The organism is Streptomyces sp. NPDC053513 (assembly GCF_044544765.1).
GTDB classification, from domain to species: domain Bacteria; phylum Actinomycetota; class Actinomycetes; order Streptomycetales; family Streptomycetaceae; genus Streptomyces; species Streptomyces litmocidini.
The window spans coordinates 208,057-231,370 of record NZ_JBITXP010000006.1; the positions used below are offsets into that span (position 1 = coordinate 208,057).

At 71.3% G+C, this 23,314-nt stretch carries 17 protein-coding genes, 1 tRNA gene and 1 pseudogene; 5 read left to right on the forward strand and 14 right to left on the reverse strand.

Annotated features, from left to right (window positions below):
• Positions 1-108 precede the first annotated feature (108 nt).
• On the forward strand, positions 109-711 hold the full coding sequence (locus ACIGW4_RS13145) for a TetR/AcrR family transcriptional regulator (protein WP_123456385.1): 603 nt from the start codon (positions 109-111) through the stop codon (positions 709-711).
• A 102-nt stretch (positions 712-813) separates the two neighbouring features.
• Positions 814-1,182 (forward strand): DUF488 domain-containing protein, encoded by a 369-nt coding sequence (locus ACIGW4_RS13150; RefSeq protein ID WP_123456386.1) that lies wholly within the window; start codon positions 814-816, stop codon positions 1,180-1,182.
• 33 nt (positions 1,183-1,215) lie between these two features.
• On the opposite strand, the gene ACIGW4_RS13155 is transcribed toward ACIGW4_RS13150, so the two are convergent.
• A complete protein-coding gene (locus tag ACIGW4_RS13155; protein WP_398709345.1) occupies positions 1,216-1,746 on the reverse strand; it encodes a DUF309 domain-containing protein in 531 nt (176 codons plus the stop codon).
• Between the two features lie 199 nt (positions 1,747-1,945).
• Between ACIGW4_RS13155 and ACIGW4_RS13160 the strand changes: the two are divergent.
• Positions 1,946-4,622: pseudogene (locus ACIGW4_RS13160) on the forward strand (ATP-binding protein).
• 53 nt (positions 4,623-4,675) lie between these two features.
• Positions 4,676-4,749 (forward strand) — tRNA-Pro (locus ACIGW4_RS13165).
• Between the two features lie 318 nt (positions 4,750-5,067).
• Here ACIGW4_RS13165 and ACIGW4_RS13170 read toward each other — a convergent pair.
• From ACIGW4_RS13170 to ACIGW4_RS13215, 10 genes are all read right to left on the reverse strand, one after another.
• Positions 5,068-7,308 (reverse strand): sulfatase-like hydrolase/transferase, encoded by a 2,241-nt coding sequence (locus tag ACIGW4_RS13170; protein WP_399580210.1) that lies wholly within the window; start codon positions 7,306-7,308, stop codon positions 5,068-5,070.
• Positions 7,309-7,573: 265 nt separating this feature from the next.
• On the reverse strand, positions 7,574-9,199 hold the full coding sequence (locus ACIGW4_RS13175; RefSeq protein WP_399580213.1) for a transporter: 1,626 nt from the start codon (positions 9,197-9,199) through the stop codon (positions 7,574-7,576).
• Positions 9,200-9,204: 5 nt separating this feature from the next.
• On the reverse strand, positions 9,205-9,447 hold the full coding sequence (locus ACIGW4_RS13180) for a hypothetical protein (RefSeq protein WP_398709341.1): 243 nt from the start codon (positions 9,445-9,447) through the stop codon (positions 9,205-9,207).
• Positions 9,448-9,754: 307 nt separating this feature from the next.
• Entirely contained in the window at positions 9,755-11,101 is a 1,347-nt protein-coding gene (locus ACIGW4_RS13185; protein WP_398709339.1) for an NAD(P)/FAD-dependent oxidoreductase, read from the reverse strand.
• Between the two features lie 44 nt (positions 11,102-11,145).
• The gene (locus ACIGW4_RS13190) at positions 11,146-12,693 is read right to left on the reverse strand and encodes a long-chain fatty acid--CoA ligase (RefSeq protein ID WP_399580216.1); all 1,548 of its coding nucleotides are present in this window, start codon (positions 12,691-12,693) and stop codon (positions 11,146-11,148) included.
• Between the two features lie 117 nt (positions 12,694-12,810).
• A complete protein-coding gene (locus ACIGW4_RS13195; protein ID WP_399580218.1) occupies positions 12,811-14,274 on the reverse strand; it encodes an aldehyde dehydrogenase family protein in 1,464 nt (487 codons plus the stop codon).
• 27 nt (positions 14,275-14,301) lie between these two features.
• Positions 14,302-15,399, reverse strand: coding sequence for a Zn-dependent alcohol dehydrogenase (locus ACIGW4_RS13200; RefSeq protein WP_399580221.1), 1,098 nt, complete (start codon positions 15,397-15,399; stop codon positions 14,302-14,304).
• 142 nt (positions 15,400-15,541) lie between these two features.
• Positions 15,542-17,887, reverse strand: coding sequence for an AMP-binding protein (locus tag ACIGW4_RS13205; protein WP_399580225.1), 2,346 nt, complete (start codon positions 17,885-17,887; stop codon positions 15,542-15,544).
• Between the two features lie 68 nt (positions 17,888-17,955).
• Positions 17,956-18,672: a transporter gene (locus ACIGW4_RS13210; RefSeq protein ID WP_359590437.1), complete on the reverse strand. Its 717-nt coding sequence runs from the start codon at positions 18,670-18,672 to the stop codon at positions 17,956-17,958.
• Positions 18,673-18,695: 23 nt separating this feature from the next.
• Entirely contained in the window at positions 18,696-19,595 is a 900-nt protein-coding gene (locus ACIGW4_RS13215) for a phytanoyl-CoA dioxygenase family protein (RefSeq protein WP_399580227.1), read from the reverse strand.
• Between the two features lie 197 nt (positions 19,596-19,792).
• Here ACIGW4_RS13215 and ACIGW4_RS13220 point away from each other — a divergent pair, with 197 nt between their 5' ends.
• Entirely contained in the window at positions 19,793-20,386 is a 594-nt protein-coding gene (locus ACIGW4_RS13220) for a TetR/AcrR family transcriptional regulator (RefSeq protein ID WP_359590435.1), read from the forward strand.
• An 82-nt stretch (positions 20,387-20,468) separates the two neighbouring features.
• Here the strand turns inward: ACIGW4_RS13220 and ACIGW4_RS13225 are convergent, their stop codons facing one another.
• The 3 genes from ACIGW4_RS13225 to ACIGW4_RS13235 are packed head-to-tail and all read right to left on the reverse strand — an operon-like array spanning position 20,469 to position 23,270.
• Positions 20,469-21,245: a gamma-glutamyl-gamma-aminobutyrate hydrolase family protein gene (locus ACIGW4_RS13225; protein ID WP_399580230.1), complete on the reverse strand. Its 777-nt coding sequence runs from the start codon at positions 21,243-21,245 to the stop codon at positions 20,469-20,471.
• The gene (locus ACIGW4_RS13230) at positions 21,242-22,612 is read right to left on the reverse strand and encodes a glutamine synthetase family protein (protein ID WP_399580233.1); all 1,371 of its coding nucleotides are present in this window, start codon (positions 22,610-22,612) and stop codon (positions 21,242-21,244) included. The genes ACIGW4_RS13225 and ACIGW4_RS13230 overlap by 4 nt, the downstream gene beginning before the upstream one ends.
• Positions 22,605-23,270: a hypothetical protein gene (locus ACIGW4_RS13235; RefSeq protein ID WP_359590432.1), complete on the reverse strand. Its 666-nt coding sequence runs from the start codon at positions 23,268-23,270 to the stop codon at positions 22,605-22,607. The genes ACIGW4_RS13230 and ACIGW4_RS13235 overlap by 8 nt, the downstream gene beginning before the upstream one ends.
• Between the last annotated feature and the right edge of the window lie 44 nt (positions 23,271-23,314).

A 23,314-nucleotide genomic window follows, 5' to 3' on the forward strand; every position in this document is an offset into this window, starting at 1 on the left:
GAGCCTAGATCCGTTTTCATCGAGACGCAAGCGTCTCGATACGTTTGCGTCTCGATTGTGCGCCCCCTACTCTCGTATGTGCAGAGTCAGAGGTGTCCGGGAGGACCGATGTCCACAGAGGCCGCGACCGCCGCAGCCCGTCGCAGCAAGATCACGCCGGAGCGCGAGACGGAGCTCTACGACGCCGTGCTCTGCCTCCTCCGTGAGGGGGGCTACGACTCGGTGACCATGGAGGGCGTCGCCGCCCGCACCAAGTGCGGCAAGGCCACGCTCTACCGGCAGTGGGGCACCAAGCCCCAGCTCGTGACCGCCGCCCTCGCCCGGCGCCGCTGCGTCGTCTTCGCCGGCATCGACACCGGCACCCTCGCCGGCGACCTGCGGGAGGCCGCCCGGGTCGCCGCCTCCCGGCGCGAGCGGGACGCCGAGCTGATGGAGGCCGTCGCCCAGGCCTACATCCAGCACCCGGACCTGCGCGCCGCCCTCCGCGAGACCGTCATCGCCCCCGAGGTCGCGGCCCTCGACGCCGTCGTCGCGCGGGCGGTCGAGCGCGGCGAGGTCGACGCCGACAACCCGGCGATCGGATTCGTCGCCCCCTGTTTCATGGGCGTGCTCCGCATCGAGCGGCTCTTCGAGGACCGGTTCGCGGACGCCTCGACCATGCGCACCTTCGTCGACGCCGTGCTCCTCCCGGCGCTGCGCGTCGAGGGCTGAGACCACCGGTCGGCGGGTCGCCCGGAGCGGGCGCCGCCCCGCACGCCCCCGCCCCGCGCGTCGGGGAAGGCGGGGCCCGGTTCCGTCCCGCACCCTGGAGCCATGGCCGCCGCACGCACCCCCGCCGTCCGCGTCCGCCGCGTCTACGAGGAGCCGTCACCCGACGACGGGGTGCGCGTCCTCGTCGACCGGCTCTGGCCGCGCGGGCTCAAGAAGACGGACGCCCGCGTCGACGAGTGGCCCAAGGCGCTCACCCCGTCCACCGAACTCCGCCGCTGGTACCACGGCCCCGAGGGCGAGTACGAGGAGTTCTGCCGGCGTTACGAGGCCGAGCTCGACGCCCCGGAGGCCGCCGCGGCGCTCGACCGGCTCCGGGACCTCGCCGCCCGGGAGACGGTCACCCTCCTGACGGCCGCGAAGGACCCGTCCGTGAGCCACGCCTCCGTACTGCGACGCGAACTGGCCGGCTAGGGCCTGGCGAACCTCGGACCGCGAACCGGCCGGTCAACGGCTTCCGGTCCGCAGCCGGGGCGCCTCCGTCGCCGCGTCCACCGCCCCGCCCCCGCCCTCCGTGCGCTCGGCCAACCCCCGCGCCCACGCCACGAGACCGGCGACATCGATCCCGTACGCGTCGGCGGGAACGGGGCCCGCGCCCGTCAGTCGGCCGGCGCCCCGGCGCAGCAGCCGGGCGCCGCCCGCCGCGTTGCCGCGGGCCGCGTGCGTCAGGCCGACGGCCAGCTGGGCGAGCCCCTGCCACAGGTCCCGCTCCGCCTCCGGGCCGGACTTCCAGGCGTCCTCGAAGACCTCGTGCGCGTGGAAGGGCATCCCGGCGTCGAGCAGCCGCTGCGCCTCGCGCAGGGTCTCGTCGGGGCGGCGCACGACCCCCTCGGGCTGCCGCGGCACCCCCTCCGCCCCGTACGGCAGCGGACGCCCGAGCCCGTCGCGCGGCCGGGCGCTCCGGGCGCGTCCCGTCCCGTCGCGATCCCTGCCGCCGGCCCCGCCGCGTCCCTCCTGGTCACCCGTTGTCCGGTTCACCCGTCCATTGTCGCCCCCCGGACGATCACGAGCGCTAGGCTCGTCGGTCCGGCACTGTTCCGATCCGCGCGGGTGGTGCCGGACGCGTCATGCCAACAGTTCGTGTGTGGGGAGTGAGTCACCGGTGCCGACGGAACCCGAACAGTCGCCGCCCGCAACGCCGTTCGCGCCGGACGTCTCCGACGCGGAGCGGGGCGGGCTGCTCGAACGCGGCCCGGAGCTCGCCGCGGCCGCCCACGCCGTCGACGAACTCGTCGCCGGCGCCAGAGCCGGAGGCCCCGGACGCGGCGGCATCCTCGTCTACCGGGGCGACGCGGGCATAGGGAAGACCGCGCTCCTCGCCGAGATACACCGCACCGCCCGGGACCGGTGCACCGTCCTGACCGCCCGCGGCGGCGAGACCCTCACCTCCGTCCCCTTCCACCTCACCCGCCAACTGCTCCAGCCCGCCCTGGACGGCTTCGACGACGAGGAGGTGCGGCAGCTCTTCGGCGACCACTTCGACCTGCTCGCCCCCGCGCTGGGCATCGCCCCGCCGTCCTCGGACGTGCCCGCCGACCCGCAGGGCGTCCTGCTCGGCCTCGCCCGGCTCCTGGACCGCCTCGCGGACCGGCTGCGGGACCGGCCCCCGGTGCTGCTCGTGGACGACGTCCACTGGGCCGACGCCGAATCCCTGGCGTGGCTCGACGCCTTCACCCGGACCCGGCACGACGGCAGGCTGCCCGCCCTCGTCGTCCTCGCCCACCGCCCCTTCGTGCGCGAGCCGCAGGGCCCCGGCCCGTCCGCGACGCTCGCCGCGCTCGCGAGCCGCGCCGTCCTCACCCTGGGCCTGAACGCCCTCACCACCGGGGCCACCGCCGCACTCGCCCGGGAGACCCTCGGCGAGCACGCGGACGAACCGTTCTGCCGCGAACTGTGGACGGTGACCTCCGGCAACCCGTACGAGACGGTCGAGTTGCTCGCCAAGGCCCGCGACCGGATGCTCGAACCCGTCGCCGGTTCCGCCCGCCTCCTCCGCGACCTCGGCGCCGGGAGCCGCGACGGCGGACTCGTCGCCCGCCTTGAGGAACTCGGCAGCGGCCCGACCCAGCTCGCCTGGGCGACGGCGGTCCTCGGCACGGACAGCACGCCCGAGCTCCTCGTGTCCCTCACCGGCATGAGCGCGAAGCAGGTCGCCGAGTACACCGAACTCCTCCGGGCCGCCAGGATCGTGGCGGCGCCGCCGACCGGCCGGAACGGCCTCGCCCTCGTGCCCGTCCCTCCGCTGGAGTTCACGCATCCGCTCATCGCGACCGCCGTGTACGGCTCCGTGCCCCCGGCGAGGCGGACCGCCATGCACGGGCAGGCGGCCTGGGTGCTCACCCAGGCGGGCCACGGAGCGGCCGCCGTCTCCCGCCACCTCCTCGAAGTGCACCCCGACGACGACCAGGACGTCGTGAGCCGGCTGCGGGCCGCCGCCGTCGAGCACCTCGCCGTCGGCGCCCCCGACGCGGCCCGCCGCTGCCTGGAGCGGGCCCTCATCGAACCGCCCGGCCCCGACACGTACGCCAGGGTCCTGTACGAACTCGGCTGCTCCTCCCTGCTCACCGCGCCCGCCGCCACCGTCGGCCACCTGCGCTCCGCGCTCGAACTGCCCGGCCTCGACGACGACCTGCGCCTCGACGCGACCTTCAGGCTCGTCCAGGCCCTCGCCCACAACAACCAGCTCCAGGAGGCCGCGCGGACCGCCGCCGTCGAGCACGCCCGGACATCGCCCGGCACCGGCCGGCGACGGCTCCAGGCCGCGCACTTCATGTACGAGGGGTTCCAGGCCGCCGAGGCGGACGGCCCGGACCGCTCCCGCCGTCTCGCCGAACTCACCGCGGGCTTCACCGGGGCCGACAACTCGGAGCGGGCCCTCATCACCGTCCGCGGCTTCGACGCGATGATGCGCGGAGAACCCGCCGCCGAGGTCGTACGGCTCTGCGACCGCGCCCTCGTCGACGGCGCGCCCGCCCGGGGCCTCAGCTGGACCGATCAGGAGTGGGGCTTCGAGATCCCGTCCCTCACCGGCATCGCGTACGCCTTCTCGGACCGCCCCGACCGGGCCGAGGCCCTCTTCACCGAGGCGGTCCGGGCCTTCGAGATCTCCGGCTGGAGCGGCGCCCACCTCGCCTTCGCCCACACCCTCCTGGGCCTGGTCCACCGGCGCCGGGGCAACCTGCCCCGCGCGCAGCACCACCTGGAGGAGGGACTCCGGCTGGCCGACCGCGTCGGAGACGGCCTCCCCGTCCACTGGGACACCGCCTGCCTCCTCGTCGACACCCTCGTCGCCCGGGGCCGTACCGCCGAGGCGCGCGCCGTCGCCGACCGGTACTCCTTCGGCCCGCCCTGGCCGGGCGCGATCGTGCTGCCGGACGGCCCCAGCGTCCTCGGCCGACTGCTGCTCGCCGAAGGCCGCGTCGAGGAGGCCGTGTCCACCCTGGAGGGCGCCGCCGAGGCCCTTACCGTCCGGGGTCGCCACCACATCGTCTGGGCACCCTGGCCGCTCGACCTGGCCCGCGCCCACCGACCCGGACCGCGCGGCCCGGATCGCCCAGGAGGCCCACGCCCACGCGGAGCGCCTCGGCACGCACACCGCCCTCGGCGAAGCCCTCCGCTGCCTGGCCCTCTTCGCCGACCCGTCCGAGTCCCGCCGCCTCCTGGAGCGGGCAGTCGAGCACCTCGCGGCGTCGCCGTCCCGCTACGAGGAAGCCCGCGCCCGCCTCGACCTCGCGCACGCCACCGGCTCCGCCGAGGCCCTCGCCGAAGCCACCGCCCTGGCCGCCACCTGCGGCGTCGACCCCCTCACCCCGCAGGCCGTGACAGCCCGTGTGTCATCCCACCCGCCGGAGTGAGGTAATGTTTTCCCTGCACGGCGACGCGGGAGAAACCCCGCGGAGACGAGCACCGGGACGTGGCGCAGCTTGGTAGCGCACTTGACTGGGGGTCAAGGGGTCGCAGGTTCAAATCCTGTCGTCCCGACTCGAAAGAGTCGCAGGTCAGGGGCCGTTTCAGAGCAATCTGAAACGGCCCCTCGATCGTTTTCGGGGACCAGCCCGGCTCGCGCGCTCGATGGCGTGGCCGAGGCGGGGACATCACGGCGCCCTCATTTTCATCTGCTGTACGTGGAACGGCGGTTCCGCTTCACCTGTTCTCCTCTGGAGCGGTGGAAGCAGGGCACCGGCACCGGTGGTGCGCCCACCTGGTCCTCGTACGCGGCCGAGGACGGGCAGTGCACCGATGCGGAAGAGGCCGTTTCGGAGTGATCCGAAACGGCCTCTGGAGCGTGGGCGCGGAAGGTCAGGACACGGTGACCCGGGCCAGGGCCCAGGAGGTGTGGTCGTAGGACGTGCGGTTGTTGGCGTCCTCGACCACCAGCCGCAGGACGCGGACGCCGCGCACGTCCAGGTCGACCCGGACCGGGCCGGTGGCCGCCGTGAGGGTGGAGGTGGTGAGGAGCAGGCGGTCGTCGCCGTAGACCTTGGCGCGGGTGGCGCCGAGGGTGCTCTGCTTGGCGGAGAAGTCGTCGATGCCGACCAGGGACGTGAACCGTACGCCGCCGCCGCCGAGGTGGTAGGCGATGTCGCTGGGAGCGTGGACCCCCAGACCCTTGGGGTACGTCGTACCGCCGAAGGCGATCGGCGGGCCGTCTCCGGCGGCGTTCTTGCCGTTGGAGGCGTCGAGTTCCACCGGCCCCCAGCCGTTGGTAGCGCTGATCCAGGTGAGGTCGGAGAGGTAGGAGTCGCGCGTGGGGGCGGGGGGCGGGGTCGGGACGGTGCCCGTCGCCGGGTAGCGGACCGGGCCGGCCGCAGTGAGGGCGGTGCCCTCCGCGGTGAGCTCCCACGAGGTCGCGGGGGCGGCGTCCACGGGCGGTGTGACCTGCCAGGAGGCGGTGAGCCGGGCGCCGACGGCGAGCTCCTCGGCCGTGGACGGGGAGGCGGAGGTCACGGTCCATCCGGCAGGGGCGCGCAGGCCGAGCGCCGCGGTGGTCCAGGGCCGTGCGGACCCGTTGTCCAGGGTGGCGGTGACGGTGAACGCCTGGCCGGGGACGGCCAGGCGGGGCAACGTCAGGCGGGTCCCGAACGGTGTGCGCGGATAGGTGTCCTTCCAGGAGGAGCGCATCAGCGCCACCAGTTCCGCGGCCTTGGAGGGGTTCTTGTCGATGACGTTGCGGGTCTCGCCGAGATCGGTCGCCAGGTCGTACAGCTCCACCTGCCACTTGTCGTCGGGGAGGTCGTGGTCGCGTTCGGGGGCGAAGCGCACGGCTTTCCAGTTCTCCCTGCGGACCGCCTCGGCGAGCCAGGTGGCGCGCTTGTTGTCCTGGGCGTTGGCCCGGCTGGTGACCCCCAGCTCGTCACGGAACCAGTACAGGTGTCCATGGCGCGCCGAGTCGGGGCTGCCGGCGAGCAGGGGAGCGGCGGAGAGCCCGTCCACGTCGGTGGGGGCGGGGGCGCCGCCGAGCTCGGCGAGGGTGGGGAGGACGTCGGTCAGCGGGGTGGGGCGGTCGCTGGTGCCCTGCCGGACCCGGCCGGGGCCCCAGGCGACGAGGGGGACGCGTACGCCGCCTTCGTAGAGGTTGCGCTTGTAGCCGCGCAGCGGGCCGTTGGCGTCGAACAGGTCGGGGTTGACCCCGCCCTCCTCGTGGGGGCCGTTGTCGCTGGTGACGAGGACGACGGTGTCCTGCTCCAGGCCGAGGGCGCGGAGCCGGTCCACCACCTTGCCGACCAGTGAGTCGAAGTAGGAGACCTGGGCCGCGTGCCCCTTGTTCGCGGCCGTCCAGCTCCGGTCGGCGTAGGCGCTGGTGTCGGGGATGTCGCTGGGCGCGTGCGGGACGTTCGGGGTGAGCAGGAGGAGGAACGGTTCGGCTGCGTGGGTGTCGATGAACTCCAGGGCGCGCTGTTCGAGGAGGTCGGGGGCGTACACGGCCTTGGCGCCGCCGGCGTTGGCGGGGATGGGCTCCTTGACCGCGTTGTGCCAGAGGTACTCGGGGTAGTACTCGTGGGCGTGGGTGTGGTCGATGTAGCCGTAGAACTCCTCGAAGCCGCGGGCGGCCGGATGGCTGTCCTGGCCGGCGGCCTCCGGTCCGAAGCCCCACTTGCCGATCACGGCGGTCCGGTAGCCGCGCGCCCGCAGCACCTGGGCGAAGGTGGTGTCGGTGGCGGTGAGCGAGCCCTGGCCACCGGAGGAGGGGTTGGCGCGGACCGTGGAGTGGCCGGTGTGGAGTCCGGTCAGCAGGGAGCAGCGGGAGGGTGCGCAGACGGCGGCGGTGGAGTAGGCGTCGGTGAAGCGGAGCCCCTCGGCGGCGAGCCGGTCCAGGCGGGGAGTGGAGATCAGCTTCTGGCCGTAGGCGCCGAGTTCGCCGTAGCCGAGGTCGTCGGCGAGGACGACGACGATGTTCGGCAGCCGGGTGCCGGAGCCGTCCGCGGTGCCCGGGACCGCCACCGCGGACACCGCCTGTGCCGACCCGGCGGCGGTGGCGGTGACGGCGGTCAGACCGAGTGCCGTGGTCGATGCGGCGAGGAAGGTACGGCGACTTGGCATGGGGGACTGCTCCTCGGGTGCGGGTGGGCCTGGGCGGGGCGCCTGCCGATCATGCGCGGGGGAGCCGCACCCGGACCATGCACGGAGCATGAAGAACGTGTGACAGTAGTCGACTTGACGAACCCTCGGCGCGAACGCGACCTCCCGGTCCCGGTGAAGCACGGAAAGCCCGAGGAGCGGGCCCGGCCCCGTCGAGGCGAAGGGGCCGGGCCCGGGAAACCGCTCGGGGGCGCGCTGCGCCGCGTCACGGACAGCCGATCTCGGATCAGCGCCCCTGCTCGACCTCCTGCCCCGTCAGGAGCCTGTACTCGACGGCTGGGAAATCGGGTTCGGCATCATCCGGCGAGGTGATGCTGCCGAGCCAACCGAGGAAGAAGGCCGCCGGCACGGAGAACAGACCCGGGGTCTGGAACGGGAACCAGTCGAAGCTCGCCTCCGGCCACAGCGCATAGGCGGTTCCGGAGACGCTGGGCGAGAAGAACATGAGCGTGGTGCAGAGCGCCAGTCCCCCGTAGACGGACCACAGGAGTCCCTTGCGATGGAACCTGCGCCAGAAGAAGGAGTAGACCAGTGGGGGGAAGACGCACGACGCCGCGACGCTCATCGAGAACGTGACCAGGAAGTCGACCGGGTAACGATGGGTGGCGGCGGACAGCGACAGGCCCACGACGCACAGGACGACAACGGTCAGACGGAGCGCCGGCACTTCTCCGGTGCCGGTGCGAAGGCGCTTGCTCCGGCCGAACACGTCGTGGGCGAAGGAGACGGCGGCGGCGAAGGCCACACTGGTCGTGGTCGACAGGACGGCCAGGAAGGCGACACACGCCATGGCGGTGATGAGCACGACGCGTCCCGTCGAGCCGTCACCGAGCACGCCCGAGGCCAGCAGGACCGGGGCGGACTGTCCGTTGCCGTCGACCGCGCCGATCACCCTGCTGCCCACCACGGCCGCCGCGGCGAAACCCGTCGTGATCAGGAGCAGGGCGAACACGCCGACCAGTCCCACGGCGATGCCCATGGACCGTCGCGCCGCGCGCCCGCTTCGGGACGCGCTGACGCGCAGGAGCAGGTGAGGCGCCACGGCCGTACCGAGGATCACGACCATGTGGTCGCCGAACGCGTTGAGCGGTCCGAGCCCCGCCGTGTACGGCCACAGCCCCGGGCTCATGTACGCGTCCGGCGCCACGCTGTTGTCCACCGCGGCGGCCAGCAGACGCCCGGGGTCCCACGCGAATCGATGGAGGGCCAGCAAGGTGAGCACCGCCAGCGTCACCAGCGTGACGGGCACCTTGACGACGTGCAGGAAGCTGGTGCCTCGCAGATCGGCCACCGCGGCGAAGCACGCGACGAGGCAGCCCACCAGTACCGTGCACGCCACCTGGGCCTCGTCGGTCGATATGCCGATCACGAGCGCCGTGCTGATGCCGACCGCGCGCAGTTGGATCAGGAGGAGGGGGATCGCGATGGTCATCGTCACGACGGTCGCGGCGATTCGGGGTGCCGTTCCCGATGCGCGCAGGGAGAAGAGGCCGCCGAGGGTGTACCGGCCGCTGTTGCGTACCTTCTGGGAAATGAGCAGCGTGACGCCGAGGGTGATCAGGATGTCGACGGCATACCCGAACCCGTCGTAGCCGAACAGGGTGATGGCCCCGGGAATCGCCAGCAGGGTGACGACCGAGATCTGCTCGCCCGCCATGGCGAACCCGTTGAAGACGGGGGAGAGGGACCGGTCGGCGATGTAGAGCTTTTCCGGGTGGTCCTCCTGTGTGACGAGGTGGAAGATCCACAGGAGGGAAAGACCGATGAAGACCAGGAAGGCGACGATCACCGGAGCTCTGGCATCGGCACCGATCGGGTCGACGTCGCCCGAGCTCAAGGTGTGCAGGGTCATCCGCCTCACCGCCGGGAGTGGGCGACGGAGGAAGCGTCCGACGTCCCGGCCCGGGGCAGGGTGGAGGTCAGGGACTGCTCGATGGGATCGCACAGACGCGTCGACCGACGCTCGTACCACCAGGTGGAGGCGACGAACAGGCCGCCTTGCAGGACGCCCCACAGCACGCCCGTCGTGAGCTGCCCGTACACGCGCGCCGAGGGAAGACCCGTGAAGGGGAACAGCACGATGCCGATGGCGAGGGGCACCGCATTGACGACAAGGAATCTGCGTTGGGTGCGATGCACGGCTGCGCGGAGACCTTCACCGCGGTACGACCGGGGGGCACCTCCTGAAGCATGGGGCGTCGGTGGGCGACCGGGTGGCGCCGGGGGGAAGTGAGAGTGCATGGAACCTTCCTGAGTTGCCATCAGATTTCGCGGTGCTGAGCACGGATGAACCCCGTCCTCTCACGGCCGCGTTTCTCGGCGACCGGCATGGCTCTCCGCCGCGTCCCGAGGCCATGGGGCGCGGCGGAGAGCCTGCTTGAGGGCCGCCCTTCGTCACCGGGCCCGGTCAGTTCACCGGGGCCGCGCCGCGTCGGGCGTTCCGCCGGCTTCCGTTGATCAGGTCGTTGAAACGGTCGACGGCCCAGATGGTCCGCAGCCCTGGAGCGCCCATCATCATGGGGCGCGGGAATGTGGACTTCTTCACCCAGAGCGCCTTCAGGTCCTCGTGCTGTTCTCCGTCCACGATGTGGTCGGCGATGAGCGAGCCGAGGTACGGTGCCTGGGCCAGGCCGTGGCCGTTGCAGGCGACCGAGTAGAAGATGTTCTCGCCGATCCCGCCGGCGAGCGGGAGCCATGACGAGGTGATCCCGATCCATCCGCCCCAGGCGCGAGCGGCCGCGACGTCGGCCAGCGCGGGGAAGCGGGTTTCGAAGCCGCGTGCCAGGTCGGCGACGACCGCCTCGTCCGGCTTCCTCAGAGGAAGCGGGTAGCTCTTCCCCCGCTGGATCCGACGGACGCCGAACACGATCGTGTTGCGCGAGGTGAGCCGGTAGTTTTCCATGAAGTTGTGCTGGGTGACCACCCCCGACCGGCTGGTCCAGCCGAGCGCGGCCAGGCGCGCGGGATCGATCGGCTCGGTCTCCACCTCGGTGACCCAGATCGGCACGGAGAGCCGCTTCGGAGCGATGGCGAACTCGCCGCCGAAGGCGTTCGTCGCGAGCACGAGCTTCTTCGCGCGCACCACGCCCCGGGGTGTCTCGACGGTGACGTGATCGCCGTCCCGCTTGATGTCGGTGACCCTCGTCCGCTCGAAGACCCGTGCACTGGACGAGAGGACGGCGCGGCGGATGCCCAGGCTGAACTTGCCGGGGTTCATCATCCCGCCGACGGACTCGCGGAAGCCGCCGAGGAATCCGCGGGGGATGCCCAGCTCCGCACTCGTACCGAGTTCGACCTTCCCACCGGCCTTCCGCAGGATCTTGGTCACGCGACGCACGCGGCCCATCTGCCCACGGGACACCGCGGCGCAGACGTTGCCGGTGGCCTCGTAGTCGCAATCGATGTCCAGCCGTTCGATCAGGCGCTCCACGAAGTGCGCGGAGTTCTCGGCGAACCGGACGATGCCGGGGAACTTCCTGGGGTAGAGGATGTTCAGGAACTGGATGTCGCCGCCCGGGGCACCCGCCAGCTGTCCGGCGTTGCGCGAGGCGGAGCCGTGGCCGCAGAACTCGGCCTCCAGCAGCACCACGTCCTGGCCGCGCTCGGCCAGCCGCAGCGCCGTCGACATCCCGGCCAGGCCGCCGCCCACGACCACCACCTCACAGGTGACGTCCTCTTCCAGGGCGGACCGGACGTCGCCGGGCGGGTCGACCCATCCGGTGAAGGTGGTGTACTCGACGTTGTCCGTCTTCATCTCACGGTTCCTTGCTCGGTGTTGTATGGGGCAGCGGCTCGGCTTCAGGCCAGCCGGCGCTTGAGGATCTTTCCGCTGCCGGTCATCGGCAGGCTCGACACGATCTCGACGATGCGGGGGCACTTGTAGGAGGCCATCTGCTCCCTGCCCCAGGCGACGAGCTCGTCGGCGGTGAGGGCGGCGTCCTTCTCGGGGATCACGAAGGCCTTGATCTCCTCGCCGTGGCTGTGGTGCGGGACGCCGATGACCGCCGCGAGGCTCACCGCGGGATGGGTGTGGAGCACCTCCTCGACCTCGCGGGGGTAGACGTTGAAACCGCCGCGGATGATGAGGTCCTTGGCCCGGTCGACGATGGAGTAGAAGCCGTCCTCGTCGCGTCGTGCGAGGTCCCCGGTGCGGAACCATCCGTCGCGGATCGCCTCGGCCGTCGCCTCCGGGCGGTTGTAGTAGCCCTTCATGACGTTGTGGCCCCTGATCGCGATCTCGCCGACCTCCCCGGCCCCGGTGACCTCCGTCCAGTCCGGTCGGATCAGCTTCAGTTCCACGCCCCAGATCGGAACGCCGATCGAGCCCGGTCGGGACGGGAGCCGGGGGTCGCTGAACGTGGCGACGGGCGACGTCTCGGACAGTCCGTACCCTTCGAGCACGGTGACGCCGAGGCGCTGCTCGACCCGGTTGATGATCTCGACCGGCAGGGCCGCCCCGCCGGAGATGCCGATCCGGAGGTTGTCGGCGATCCGACGGACGTCGACGTCGTCGGTGAGGGCGTTGAGCAGCCCCCACCACATGGTCGGAACACCCGCGAAGAACGTGATGACCTCGCGGCTCATGAGCTCGACCACCTCACGGGCGGCGAAGCGCGGCACGAGGTGCAGGGTCGCCGCGACCGAGAACCCCGCGTGCATCTGCACCGTCGCGCCGAAGGTGTGGAACAGGGGAAGGCACACCGCGTGGCTGTCGGTGGCCGGTTCGTTGCGGAACAACCGGTTGTTGGCCAGCACGTTCATCATCGTGTTCGCGTGGGAGAGTTCGGCGCCCTTGGGCTGTCCCGTCGTTCCCGACGTGTAGAGGATGACCGCGGTGTCGGTCGGCTCCCTGACCACCGACTCGAACACGGTGCTCATGCCGGCGAGTGCCTGACCGAGCGTCTCGGTTCCGGCGATCGGGCTGGGTGCCTCGTGGTCGGCGGTGATGACGAAGAAGTGCTCGACCGTCCCGACCTCTTCGAATCCGGCACGGCCCTCCGCGGCCATGGCCAGCTCCGGAGTTCCCTCGAAGCAGAAGTACGCCGAGACGTCCGCGTCGTCCAGGTGGTAGGCGATCTCGCGGCCCTTGAGCAGGACGTTGAGCGGGACCACGACCGCACCCGCCTTGAGCACGCCGTAGTAGACGATGGGGAAGGAGGGCAGGTTGGGGCAGCTGAGGGCGACCTTGTCGCCGGGCCGGACGCCCCGGGACACCAGTAGGTTGGCGACCTGGTTCGCCGCCTCGTCGACCTGGCGGTAGGTCAGCCGGGTCGGACCGAGCACGAGTGCGTCCCGGTCCGGGAACGTGCGGGCGGAGTCTTCGAGGAGGATCGAGAGGTTCAGCAAGGTGGTTCTCCAGCGGCTCTGGGTTCGGTCATCGGGTGTCCCGACGGATGGGTCGAAGACGTCAGCTCTCGGCCGCCGCGTCCTTCTCCCGCGTCCCGGACACGACAGCGGCGCGGTTCACAGCGGAAGGTCCGGCGAGTCGACTCCGACCACCCGGTCACCGCAGAACACGCGCACCGACTCGGCCGGGCCGTGACCGCCGATGCCGGACGGTCCCCAGAAGCTCTGCGCGGAATCGTCGCCGAGGTCGGCGACCTTGGCGCCGTTGATCCGCACCTCGCCGGACAGCACGCGCGAGCCGACCTCGATCGCGCGTTCCGTGTCGCCGCCGAAGACATAGGCGTCGAGTCCCGAGGGGTGGGCGTTCGCGAGGCGCAGCGCCTCCTCGTCGGAATCGACGGCGTGCAGGGACACCACGGGACCGAACAGCTCCGCGGTGGCCTTCGCCGGGTCGGCCCCGGCGGCGACGGTCGGCGAGAGGAAGAACCCGTCGAGCTCGGGCAGCCGGGCCGGCCGGTGGACGCTCGCCCCCAGGGCGCGCAGTCCTTCGATCCGGCTCTCCAGCGTCGCGAAGTGCGGCGCGTTCGAGATCGGGCCGACCTCGGTGCCCTCGTCGAGCGAGTGACCGATCACGACCTTGGAGATGCGCTCGGTCAGGGCTTCGAGCAGCGGCCCCACCAGGCTCCGGTGGGCGAGCACCTTGCCCGGTCCCTCGCACCACTGGCCGTTCAGCTTGGTCATGCCCTCGAAGATCCCGTCGGCGGCGACCTCGACGTCGGCGTCGTCCAGGACGAGCGCGGGGTTGTTGCCGCCGAGCTCCAGCTGGAGGACCTTGAAGTCCTCCGCGGCGGCCCGGGCGATCGCCCGGCCGGCGGCCGGACCACCGGTGAACGACAGCACCTTGACGCGCGGGTCACCGCTCAGTGCGGCACCCACGTCGCCCCGTCCGTGCACGAGCTGCAGCGCCCCGCTGGGCAGCCCGGCTTCGACGAAGCACTCGACGACGATCTGCGCGCTGCCCGGGGCGTGCTCCGACGGCTTCAGGATCACCGGGCAGCCCGCCGCGACCGCGCTCACGACCTTCGCCGCGGGGATGAAGCTCGGGCCGTTCCACGGCGTGAGGATCGCGGCCGGCCCCCACGGGACCTTGTACAGGCGGACGTCGCGGCCGCCCGCCGCCAGAGCCCGTACCCGGGGGATGTCCCGCAGGTCCGCCGCCGTCGCCCGGATCCTGGCGGGCAGGAACGCCGCCACCTTCCGGGTGACGCCGATCGGCACACCGCTGGTCAGGGAATCCGTGCGGGCGATGTCCTCGGCCCGGGTCTCGATGAGCGCGGCGACGCGTTCGAGCACGTCCGCACGCTCCTGGCGGGCCTCGTCGTCCCACCGGCCGACGCCGTACACGCGCTCGGCGTGCCGCAGCGCCCGCTCGACGTCTTCGGATCCGGTCGTGACCGCGCGGTGCACCGGTTCCCGGGTGTTGGGGTCGACGTTCCATTCGCCCCGGACCGTCTCGCAGTCGCTCCAGGCGTCCGCGATGTAGTTCACCGGCTGGGGGACCGGCGTCTCGCCGTTCGACATGTGGGTCACCTCTGTGTCTGTTGTCGGTCAGGCCTGGAGGTCGACGACGACGCGCGTCACGTCGCCGCCGCGCATCGCCTTGAAGCCCTCGTTGATCTCGTCGAACGGGATGACCTGCGTGACCATCTCGTCGAGCAGCAGCCGGCCCTGCTGGTAGAGGCGCGCGAGCTGGACGATGTCCTGGCGCACCTGACCCGATCCCATGTACGAGCCGATGAGGCGCTTCTCGCCGAAGAAGAAGTCCGACGCGGGCACCTTCAGCTCGGTGCCCTCCGGGGCGATGCCCACCAGGCACGCGGTGCCGGTCTCCCGCACCACCGAGAGCGCCGTGGCCGCGGTGCGCGCCGAGCCGACGGCCTCGAACGCGTAGTCGACCCCGTCGCCCAACAGCTTCCGGACCTCCGCGGCGACGTCCTCGGCGCCCCCGTTCACGACGTGCGTCGCGCCGTAGCCGCGGGCGGCCTCCAGTCGCGCCTCGTCCAGGTCGATCGCGACGACGGCCGAGGCCCCCGCCAGCCTGGCTCCCTGGACGATGGCCGACCCGACGCCGCCGCAGCCGATCACCGCCACCGTGCTTCCCGGGCGCACCCGGGCACCGCGGAAGACGGCGCCGACGCCGGTGATGACACAGCACGCCAGGAGGCACCCCACGTGCAGCGGCACCGCGTCGTCCAGCTTCACCAGCGCGTTCTCCCGCATGAGGGTGTGTCGCGAGAACGCGCCGACGTCGCCGAGCCGCTCGACCGGCTTGCCATCGGTCAGCTGGAACGCGGGACGCGGTCGACGACGGACCTCCGCCACGCGCCGACACTGCGTCGACCGGCCGGCCTCGCAGTTGACACACCGGCCGCACGACGGCGTCAGCGCCCCGACCACACGGTCGCCGACACGCAGGCCGGTCACCGCGGAGCCGACCGCCTCGACCACACCGGCCACCTCGTGACCCACCACCACCGGCAGGCCGATCGGCACCGTGCCGGTCATGTAGTGCAGGTCGCTGTGGCACAGGCCCACGTGCGAGACCGCGACGCGCACCTCGTCGGGCTCGGGATCGTCCACCTGGATCGCGGTCATCTCGAGCGGTTCGTTCACCGCGGTGAGCACCGCGGCCTCCGTGTCGATCACGTCTTCTCCTCTGTCGTTCGTTGCGGAAGGGGCCGTGCCGACCCGTTCGTTGCGGAAGGGGCCGTGCCGACCCGTTCGTTGCGGAAGGGGCCGTGCCGACCCGTTCCTTGCGGACAGGGGCCGTACCGGCCCCTGTCCGGAGCTACTTGCCGGTGCCCTTGGTGTTCCAGAAGCCTTCGACGCCCGCCCTGAAGACCCCGCTCTCCCAGGTCTCCCGCGCGGCTTCGTCCTCACGGGCGAAGGCCTGCTCGATCTCGTCGAGCCGCGGCCGCAGGAGCGCCAGGTGGAGCGCCGTCGTGTTGTTCTCCGGCGTCCACTCGACGACCAGGTCGACCGCGCGGTCGACCAGTTCGCCGGGCGCGACGATCTCGTCCAGGAGGCCGATCCGCAGGGCCTCCTCGGCACCGATCCGCGGCGAGCCGAGGACCATGCGCATCGCGTGGTTCCGGACGAGCCGGGTCAGCAGCAGGCTCGACGCGTTCGAGATCGTGATGCCCCGGCCGTTCTCCGGCTGGTAGTACTCCGCCGCCGGGCTGCCGATCCGTGCGTCGCAGCAGAGGGTGATCTCCGAGGCGCCGCCCACCGCGAGGCCGTTCACGGCCGCGACGACGGGGACCCGTGTCTCCACGACGGCGCGGGTGATGTCGTGGAAGGTCTCGAACGCCTCCCGCATCTCCTCGTACGAGGTGGGCGGCGCCTGGAGGTCCTCGCCGGCGGAGAACGCCCGGCCCTCACCCGTGAGCACGATGCCGCGCACGCTCTCGCCGGCCCCGAACTTCCGTATGACCTGGGCCAGTCGGCGTCGCGTGGCGACGTCCAGGGCGTTCAGCTTCTCCGGACGGCGCAGAGTCAGCACCGCCACGCCCCGTACGACGTCGACGTCGAGGACGTCCGTGGACGGGGTGGGGGACGGGGCGGCGGGTGCGTCGGCGGAGCCGCGCCGGGCGCCCAGGTCGAAGGTGACGCCGGGCTCGGCCGCGGCGCGGGCCTTGAGCGCCGGCTTGGACACGCGCTCGGACGGCGTCCGCGGGAAGTCGGTGACGAACTCGACGTAGCGCGGCACCTTGAAACGGGCGAGCTGTCGGCCGGCCCGGTCGACGAGCCGCGCGGCGGTCGTACGGTCGGCCGGCACCCCGGCGGCGAGTTGGACGAAGGCCTTGACCTCTTCGCCGAAGGTTTCGTCGGGTTCGGCGACGACGGCGGCGGCCACGACCTCCTCGTCACGTTCGAGAGCGGCCTCGACCTCGGCGCTCGCGACGTTCTCGCCGCCGCGACGCACCATGTCCTTGATCCGGCCGACCAGTTGGATGCCCCCGTCCGGCCGGCGGACGACGACGTCGCCGGTGTGCAGCCAGCCGTCCCGCAACACGCGGGCGGTGTCCTCAGGACGGTTCCAGTAGCCGAGCATCATCGGCCTGCCCGAGACGATCAGCTCGCCGGGCTCGCCGTCGGGCAGATCGACTCCCTGCGGATCGACCACCCGGACCCGCTTCGTCGGCACCGGAAGCCCCAGGCTCCCGCTCCCCACGGAGTTCGCGTCGTCGACGGAACCGAACAGGTCGACGCCGGTCTCGGTCATGCCGTAGATCTCCCGCCACGGCGCGCCCCAGCGTTCCTCCAACTGTGCGTGGATCCCGACCGGGATGCCCGAACAGAGCACCAGGCGCAGCTGGTTGTCCAGGTCGTCGGGGTGCGGCGGCTGCTTGAAGAGCAGCGTCGGCATGGATCCGAGCACGTAGAAGAAGGTGGCGCGGTGGCGGCGGACGTCGGCGAAGAAGCCCGACGCGGAGAACCGGGGCAGCACGACCAGCGGGGCCCCGGTCGTCAGGGCGAGCGCGGTGTTCCACTGCGGGTCCATGTAGGAGAACGGCTGAGCGGTGAGCAGGACGTCGTCGGACCCGAGGCCGGTCACCGCGGCGCAGGTCCAGCCCAGCCGCACCCAGTAGTCGTGGGTGAGCATGCAGGCCTTGGGGAAACCGGTGGTGCCCGAGGTGTACTGCAGGTTCGCCAGGGTCCCGGCGGTGGGGCGCACCGCCGGAGCGGTCGCCGGGAACGGCGCGGACCCGTCCGCGGCGACGTCGACGACGCGCAGGTCCGCCAGATCGGTCTCGGTGTCGGTGACCTCCTTCAGGAGACCCGCCCGCTCGTGATCGGTGAACACGACCCGGGCTCCCGAGTCCCGCAGGAGGAAGGTGAGATCGGCCCGCTTGTACGAGGAGTTGACCGGTACCGCCACCGCGTCGGCCTTCAGCGCGGCCAGCCACACGACCGGCCAGTGCACGATGTTCGGGAGCATGATCGCGACACGGTCGCCGGGCCGGACGCCGTCCACCTCGATCAGCCGGTGCGCCAGCCTGGAGGTCCAGGCGTCGATCTCGGCGAAGGTCCAGGACCCGTCGCCGAAGCGCAGGAACTCCCGATCGGGTGATCGCCGCGCGCGCTCGGCCAGCAACCCGGTCAGCGTCGCGACGGACGGGTCCTCTCCCATCTGCTCGGGCCCGACGGCTGGCTGCGGACGGCGAGGGGCCGCGCCTCCCTCTCGCGAGGGCGTTTCCTTCACGACCACGACTGCTCCCCGGCCCCGGCAGGGCTCTGCTCGCGTCGGTTCGGCTCCGCGTCGACCGACTCGTTGTGCCTGTGCAGGGCGCGGTAGGCGAAGTAGTAGGTGAACATCTGGAATCCCCAGGTGCTCAGCGCGCCGATGTAGAAGAGGGTGTGCGCCGCGTCGTCACCCGGAATGTGGACGAAGTCGTACGTCCAGGCGATGGCACATGCGGCGGCGGTCGCCAGGCTCACGCCGAGCGCCATTCCCTTCGCGCCGATCGCCCAGAGCCGCTTCGCGAAGTAGATCAGGAACAGGGTGGTCAGAACATTGACCACGATGAGGAAGATCGCGACTCCCACGCCGATCCGCTCACTGAAGAACAGCAGGAAGAGTCCGACCGCGGCGGCGAACACGAACACCCCGACGTCCGTCCGCACGGACGGCTTGTACCGGTGCGTCACCTGCATCAGGCCCATGACGAGGATCAGCGTGATGCCGACCGACCGGGAGAACTGGTCGAAGAAGTACGCGACGGTGTACATGGGACTCGTCTCGTCGGCGCCCGCGAGCGCGTAGACGAGGAAGTTCGACCCGGAGGTGGCGACGATGATCCATTCGAGGCCGAGAAGGTAGTTCTTGAAATTCCGGATGAATTTCCACCCGAAGGTGAACCCGACGACGATCATCCAGACGTCGGCGAGCAGGAAAAGAAGGTCTCTGAATGCCATTTTCCTCGGTTCCTTGATCCTCGTCAGAGCGTGGTGGGCAGGCCGGCGTCGAGGGAGGTGTAGTCGTCCCGCTTGAGCAGGTCCAAGGGGTCGGACATCTGGCCGGCGACCTCGGCCCAGCCGAGGTAGTGCTCCGACGACCAGTCGAGGGCTCGCTGGATCTCTTCCGGGAGCTTCCGGATCTGCTCCAGGTTGTACGTGAGGAAGTGGTTCTCCTCCGTGCGGAGGAAGGCGAGGTCCCAGCCCATCGAAAGCCCGAAGCGATGGCTGTCCGTGGTCGTGTTCTCGCCGCCGCCGTGATAGGTCGATCCGATCCAGATGAGCGCGGAGCCCGCCTTCATCTCGGTGGGGACCGCCTCCTCGCGCCGGGGCGCCCGGTGGTCGTCCCAGAGGTGCGACCCGGGGATCACCAGCGTTCCGCCGTTCTCGGCGGTGAAGTCGCTGACCGCGACCATGATCTGGACCCGGGCTTCGCGCCGGTATTCCGGGTGCCGCCACAGCCAGACGGAGTCGTCGCGGTGGAGCGGCTGCGCGCCCTGGCCGGGGCCGATCTTGATGGCCATCGTGCCGCCGATGTGCATTCCCGCGGGGTGCGGCACCGCTTCTTCTCCGAAGAAGACGTCGATCGGCTTGTTGAGGATGAGCTCGGCGACCCGGTGGTACAGCGGGTTCAGCGCCACGGTGACCATGTGCTCGGTCTTCGCGAACAGGCCGCTCGCCCGGCGCGTGCGGTTGCCGGCGAACACCTCGTCGTGGCCCGTGTCCACCGCGTCGAGCACGGGATCCAGATCGGCCCTGAGGCCCTGGACCGTCGCCTCGTCGAAGAGCCCTTCGACGATCACCCCGCCGTCTCGCAGGATGATCCCGACCGCCTCTTCGGGGGACGTGCCGGCGGTGATGCGAGCGAGTGCTGGGTTCGACATGGCCGATCCTCCAATCGATGCCGGGACGGCATCGGGTCTTCGTGGGGGTGAGAGTCATGCTGGTTTATCTCGGTCATGCGATCAAGTCATATGAACAAGTATTTCGGACGGAGCTGTGGAGTCCGTCGATGTGGACAAACCGCCTGGTAGCCTGGGTGTCGACTTGATCAAACGTCCAACTTCGACAGGGGGCAGATGTGGCACGCGTACCGGCGGCCGAGCGACGCAACGACCTGGTGAACGCCGCCATCCAAGTGATCGCGAGCCACGGCGTCGACGGCGCGACGACCCGCCGTATCGCCGAGCAGGCGAACGCCCCGCTGGCCACGCTGCACTACTGCTTCCAGACCAAGGAGCTGCTGTTCGCGGCCGTCTTCGAGAGGCTGACGGAGCGGTACCGCGAGGTTCTGATCGAGAACGACGTGCACGGCGACCTCGTCACGACCGCGCGTGCGATCCTCCGCGGACTCCTGAACTGGTACCTCGAGTCCGATTCGGAATTCGCGTCCGCGAGCTTCGAGCTGATCAGCTGGGCACAGCGTCAGGAAGAACACCCGGCGGTGACCGTCTACAACGAGGCGTTCAACGTCGTGCGGTCGATCCTCGCGCGAGCCGCCGCCGGACAGGACGTCACGCCCGGGACGATCGACCAGATCGGCTATGTCCTCAGTACCCTGACGGACGGCTTCGTCGTGAACTGGCTGACGTACGCCGACCGGGCCCGAGCCGCCGAGCAGGCGGAGATCGTCGTCGAGGTGTTCGACGCATGGCTGGCCGCGAAGCTCGCCTGATCACGGACCTCGTACGGTCCCCGACCGGACCCGAGCGGCGTCTGCCCGCCGGTGACGTGCCGACGCGCTCGGGTCGGCCTCGTCACCGCAGGCGTTTGGCGGATTCCTCGACGATCCACGTCATCGTCGGGTCGTCGCTCTCCATCCATTCCGGGTGCCACTGGACTCCCAGAACCGGTGCGTCCGGAAGCTCCACCGCCTCGACCACGCCGTCGGCCGTCCGGCCCGTGACGACAAGCCCCGCGCCGCAGCGATCGACGGCCTGGTGGTGCCACGAGTTGGTGACGGCCCGCTCTCCGAACAGTCCCGCCACGATCGAGCCGGCCCCGAAGGTCACGACGTGATCGTCCGTGCCGTCGGTGAGCGCGGCCTCCTGCGACAGGTGCCGCACCTCGCCGGGCGGAAGGTCGGCGACGAGCGTGCCGCCGAGCGCGACGTTGAGGACCTGCATGCCCCGGCACACGGCGAGCACCGGAATCCCCCGGTCGAGCGCGGCACGCACGAGCGCGAGCTCGTACCCGTCCCGCTCGACGTCGTGGACCATCGGGTCCGTACGCGGGTCGACGTCGCGGACCACAGAGGGATCCCCTCCCCAGCACGCCGGATGCAGGTCCTGCCCGCCGGTGACGACGACGCCGGCCAGCCAGTGGCAGACCGCCTCCGGATCCGTCTCGTACGCGAGGTGTACGGGGAGGCCGCCGGCCCGCGCGATCCGGATCGCGTAGTCGGACATGTAGCTGTCGGCGCAGCGGTCGCCGTACCGGCGGTCCGCACCCTTGATGAGGTCCAGCCGGATCCGTCGGCCGGTGACGCCGATCAGCGGCCGCACCGCGGTCGGCGCGTCGTCCGTGGTGCTCACGGCAGTTCGAAGTATCGGGCGGACTCCCACTCGGAGAGTTCGGAGAACGGGTCCCCGCCCGCGGTGTGGAACTGCATCCACTCCCACCGGCGCGTTCCGACCCAGTAGTCCACGAACTCGGCACCGAGGAGGTCGCGGAGGACCGGGTCCGCCTCGAGCGCGGCGGCGGCCTTCGTGATGGTGTCCGGCAGCCGGGTGATCTCCCCGGGCGGCATGCACCACGCCATCTCGCTGACCGGCTCCGGCGGTTCGATCTTGCGCTCCAGGCCCGCGACCACACCGGCCAGCACGCCGGCGAGCGCGAGGTAGAGGTTCGCGTCGGCGCCGGGGACCCGGTACTCCAGGCGGGAGTACGAGGGGTGTCCGCACACCGCACGGACCGCGGTGGTCTTGTTGCTGATGCCCCAGGTGGCGGTGACCGGCGGGCCGCTGAGGTCCACCAGGCGCCGGTACGAGGTGATCTGCGGGAGCACGAGCGAGGTGTTGCCCTCGATCGTCGCGAGCAGACCGCCGACGGCATGGCGCATCACCTCCGACGGCCCCTCCTCCGCGTAGAACGCGTTGACGCCGTCGCGCTGGAGGGACAGGTTGATGTGCGAGGCCTGCCCGTAGCCCGCGGTGGGCTTGGCCATGAAGGTGACCGTGTGGCCGAGGTCGAACGCGACCTCGCGCATGATCTGGCGGGTCCGCGCCCAGGCGTCGCAGACCGTGATCGGGTCGCCGGGCGCCAGGTTGATCTCGATCTGGCCGGCGGCGTCCTCGTCGCTCCAGGCCTCCCACTCGATGCCGACCGCGGAGAGCCGGTCGGCGACGGCGTTCATGTAGCCGGTCCAGTCCTTGGACTTCGCCAGGTGATAGGCCGTGCCCGCGCTTCCGCCGAGCGGGGTCAGGTCGCGGTATCCGCGGGCGCGCGCCTCGTGGACGGCCTCCTCGAAGACGGTCGCCTCGATCTCGACGGCGACGGTCGCGGTGAAGCCGAGCGAGGCGAGCCGGTCGACCATCTTCTTCGTCAGGTTGCGCGGACAGATGGGGACCGGTGTGCCGTCCTTCAGCCAGTAGTCGCCGATCACGGCGTCCAGGCCCGGCTCCCACTCGACCAGGGTCGACATGTCGGGACGGAAGTAGACGTCGTCCAGATGCCCGCGCCAGTCGGGATAGGCGAAGCCGAAGGCCGGGGCGTTGCCCAGGTCGAGGCCGAACAGGAGGTCGGCGAAGGCGAACCCCGAGTCCGTGCCCGAGGCGAACTTCTTCGGCGCCAGGGTCTTGCCGAGGAACGAGCCGTCGTGGTTCGTCGCCTCGATCCGAACGGCCCGGGTCGTGGCGTCGGGAGAGTCAACTCCCCTGGTGGATCGGGTGAGTTCAGACATCGTAACGAACCTTCCAGGAAGCGCCGACCATGACCGACAGCTGGGAGAGGGTGCCCTGGATGCCGAGCACACCCGTGGAGAGAACGGCGAGGAGGTCGTCGGCTCCGGAGAACACGCCGGCGAGCGTCTCGGGGGCTCCGGCGACGAGGTAATGGGTCGTGCCCTCGCCGAGCACGACCTGCTCCAGGCCGTCGGGGCCTTCGGTGACCGCGATGAGCACGTCCGGAATCCCCGGCACGGAGCGTGCGGCGGTCCAGAAGTGCTCGGCGGCCGTCTGCCAGTCCGGCACCGGCGGCGACAGCGCGAGCAGCGCGTCCGCGGCGAGCTCGGCGTCGCCCGACGGGGCGTCGGCGGGCGCGAACCGGGCGTTCAGGTCGACGGTGATCGTGGCATCGGGTTCGTCGAGGACTCCGTTCGAGACCTCGACGACGCCTCCGGCGAAGGTGATCGTCGCCGCCTGCGGCGTCTCGTGGGACCGGATCGCCACCGTGGCGGCCGGCTTCCGCAGCGCCTGGAGCGCGTGGCCCGCGCGGGCGGAGTCCCTCAGGGTGCGGCCGATCAGCCGGACGAGGGGAGTCGCGTCGTCCTCGATCCTTACGTCGACCTCTGTGGCCGTCGCTGCGCCGGACACCGCAGGGGCCGTCGTGGTTTCGGTCATCCTCCAGTCCTTTCGACTTCGGGAGATCACGCACGCCGCGAATC